Source organism: Streptomyces sp. NPDC058469 (assembly GCF_042721125.1).
GTDB lineage: Bacteria > Actinomycetota > Actinomycetes > Streptomycetales > Streptomycetaceae > Streptomyces.
Genome location: NZ_JBHXME010000352.1, coordinates 1 through 1863 on the forward strand (window position 1 = coordinate 1; position 1863 = coordinate 1863).

A 1863-nucleotide genomic window follows, 5' to 3' on the forward strand; every position below is an offset into this window, starting at 1 on the left:
CTCTAACCAACTGAGCTAGCGGCGCGTGTTGACCTGCACAACTCTACCGGATGCCGGGGGGTGCTCCCGACCACCCCCGGACGGGCCCCGGTGGGCCGCTGTACATCATTCGGACCGTCAACATGCGGGTCCGGAAGACAGTTGAGAAACTGACGGATGTGCACGAGCGCGGATATTTCCACCTGGAGTGTGAGGGGCGTCGCATGGAGACTCCGGTATTCGAAGAATTCGATCCCGCGAGCGATTGCGACTGCCCCGGATGCGTCAACCGGCGGCGCGTCCTGCCGCATTCCCCGACCGGCCGCACCGGCGGCCAGCCCGCCGCCCAGCGGGTCCTCTTCGTGGCGGCCGCCGCGTCTGCGGCCCTCGCCGCCGGGCACGCCGTACCGGCCGCGGCCACCCCGCACGCCCCGGCCTTTCCCGGCGTTCCCGCAGCTGACACGGGTGACGAGCCCGCCACCCCGCAGGGCGGCAAGGCCCCGCTGCACGGGCCGGGCGGGAAACCGGCCGGCGCGGTCAAGGCGCCCACGACCACCCGCGCCGAGATCATCAACCGGGCCAAGACATGGATCGCGGCGCAGGTGCCGTACAGCATGAACGCGTACTGGTCGGACGGTTACCGGCAGGACTGCTCCGGGTTCGTCTCGATGGCCTGGGGACTGCCGGGGAACGAATGGACCGGGAGTCTCGACCAGTACGGGGTGCGTATTTCCAAGGACGAACTGGAGCCCGGCGACATTCTCCTGTTCCACAATCTGGCGAACCCCGAGAAAGGCTCCCACGTCGTCATTTTCGGCGGCTGGACCGACTACACGCACACCTACTACATCGCCCTGGAGGAGACCCCCTCGCACGCCCGCCGCCAGTCCACCCCGTACGCGTACTGGAGCCACTCGGACAGCTATGTCCCCTACCGCTACAAGGGCGTGACGGGCGGTACGGAAGGTGTGACCCCGGTGACTCCGGTGGACGCGGGCAAGACGAACACGCCGTACCCGGGAGCGTCGTCTTTCGGCCCCGGCGCCGACAACAAGTACGTCACCCAGCTCGGCACGATGCTCGTCGCCCGGGGCGCCGGCTCGTACTACACCTCGGGTCCGGGACCGCGCTGGTCGGACGCGGACCGACGGGCCACCCAGGCGTTCCAGCTGGCCCAGGGCTGGACCGGCGCGGACGCGGACGGCCTGCCCGGCCCGCAGACCTGGCAACTGCTCGTCACCGGCAAGGGCAAGGACGTCGGCGGCGCGGCCGTGGGAGCGGCGGGCCCGCCCGCGCCCTCCTCGCACGGCGTCCCCGGCTACCCGGGCCGGGCCGTGTTCCGCCCCGGTGCGACCAACAAGTACGTCACCGAGCTGGGAAAGCAGCTGGTCAAGAAGGGGTTCGGCAAGTACTACACGACCGGCCCGGGACCGCGCTGGGGCGAGCCGGACCGGCGCAACGTCGAGGCCTTCCAGCGCGCCCAGGGCTGGCGGGGCGGCGCGGCGGACGGCTACCCGGGCCCGGAGACCTGGCGCCGGCTCTTCTCGTAATCACGCTCGTCACCAAGCTCATCACCCCGTTCGTTCCCACCCGTTGTGACGCATCTGGCGCGGAGGCTGGAGGCACCTATGAGTACGACGACCACTTCACAGACGCCCGAGAACGAGGGGCCGCCCGAGGGACAGACCCGTCCCGCGCGGCTCATCCAGAACGAGGCGACCACCGAGATCCCCGTCCACCTGCTGTTCCGCGACGACCCCGACCCGGTCTCGGTGCCGCTCAAGCCCGCCGTCGTCGCACGCCGTCAGGGCACCGGCGAACAGCCCCGCTTCCGCCGCCCGGTCCCGGCCAAGCCGCGCCCGGCACCGGAGGTCGACCCCGACC

General features: G+C 70.9%; 1 protein-coding gene and 1 pseudogene. Both read left to right on the plus strand.

All coding sequences use genetic code 11. From position 1 onward, the window contains the following. Positions 1 to 203 precede the first annotated feature (203 nt). Positions 204 to 1529, plus strand: coding sequence for a peptidoglycan-binding protein (locus ACFWP5_RS52365; protein ID WP_384174522.1), 1326 nt, complete (start codon positions 204 to 206; stop codon positions 1527 to 1529). Positions 1530 to 1607: 78 nt separating this feature from the next. Then, a pseudogene (locus ACFWP5_RS52370) lies at positions 1608 to 1863 on the plus strand (SPFH domain-containing protein); the annotation flags it as partial.

Bases quoted from the DNA above. Each gene is read 5' to 3' on its own strand.
- ACFWP5_RS52365 (WP_384174522.1), top strand. From the start codon at position 204: ATGGAGACTCCGGTATTCGAAGAATTCGATCCCGCGAGCGATTGCGAC.